This window comes from Streptomyces bobili, from assembly GCF_002154575.1.
Lineage (GTDB): Bacteria > Actinomycetota > Actinomycetes > Streptomycetales > Streptomycetaceae > Streptomyces > Streptomyces bobili.
On record NZ_MUBA01000739.1, the window covers coordinates 249 to 666 of the forward strand.

General features: G+C 67.9%; 1 protein-coding gene. It reads left to right on the top strand.

Features of this window, described 5'->3' with window-relative positions; translation table 11 throughout:
* A partial coding sequence (locus BZL64_RS41695; protein ID WP_425276110.1) for a protein kinase domain-containing protein occupies nucleotides 1-418 on the top strand: 418 nt, incomplete at both ends.

Consider the following 418-nt stretch of genomic DNA (forward strand, 5'->3'; position numbering starts at 1 on the left):
ACCAGGAGCCCGGCGAGGCCGAACCCACCGGGTACATCGTGATGGAGTACGTGGGCGGCCGCTCGCTCGACTGGATCCGGCGCGCCTCCGACGAGGAGTTGGCGCACCTGTTCGGCGGCGCCTTCGGCATCGGCCATGTGATCACCTACGGCTGCAAGATCCTCGGCGCCCTGGAGTACCTGCACGCCCAGGGGCTGCTGTACTGCGACATGAAGCCCGACAATGTCATCCACTACGGGCGCGACATCAAGGTCATCGACCTCGGAGCCATCCGGCGGACCGACGACCGTACCTCCAGCCTCGTCTACACCTCGGGTTACGCGCCGCCGAAGCCGGAACGCGACGAGCGCGGCTTCCACCTCGACACCGACCTCTACACCGTCGGCAAGACCCTGGAGACCCTCGCCGCCCGCGCCGA